The 630-nt window shown below is 77.1% G+C and carries 1 protein-coding gene; it reads left to right on the top strand.

All coding sequences use genetic code 11. The features are described from left to right. Window positions 1-630: HAD-IC family P-type ATPase (locus D7X55_RS40100; RefSeq protein WP_147470452.1), on the top strand; the 630-nt coding region annotated here is incomplete at both ends.

Here is a 630-nt window from a genome sequence, read left to right as displayed (position 1 = left end):
GGCGGGGGTGGAGCTGCTGCTGTCGGCGGTGGCGCTCGCGGTCGCGGCGGTGCCGGAGGGCCTGCCCACGGTGGTGACGCTCGCGCTCGCGGTGGGCGTGCAGCGCATGGCGAAGGGGCACGTGCTCGTGCGGCGGATGCAGGCGGTGGAGGCGCTCGGCTCGGCCACCGTCATCTGCACGGACAAGACGGGCACGCTCACCCGGGGAATCATGGAGGTGCGCGAGGTGTGGCCCCCGGAGGCCACGCAGCGCGTGCTGGAGGTGGCGGCGGCGTGCTGTGACGCGGAGCTGCCAGCCGTGGGGGCGCAGGGCCCCGGCGCGGGGGACCCCACGGAGCTGGCGCTGCTCGCGGCCGCGCGGGCCCGGGGCGTGGAGCGCTCGGACGTGGAGCGCGAGCGCCCCCGGGTGTCGGAGCAGCCCTTTGATTCGGACCGGCGGCGGATGAGCGTCCTGCGCTCGGATGGTGTCCTCTACGTGAAGGGCGCGCTGGAGGTGCTGCTGCCGCTGTGCCGGCAGGTGCCGCCGGGCGTGGCGGAGGCCCTGGCGTCGCTGGCGGGGCGCGCCCTGCGCGTGCTGGCCGTGGCGGAGGGGAAGGGCCCCGACGAGCGGGAGCTCACGCTGGTGGGGCT

Origin of the sequence: Corallococcus sp. AB049A (assembly GCF_003668885.1) — a bacterium.
In the GTDB taxonomy this organism is placed as follows: Bacteria; Myxococcota; Myxococcia; order Myxococcales; family Myxococcaceae; genus Corallococcus; species Corallococcus interemptor.
This window is presented reverse-complemented; position numbering and strand designations above follow the sequence as displayed.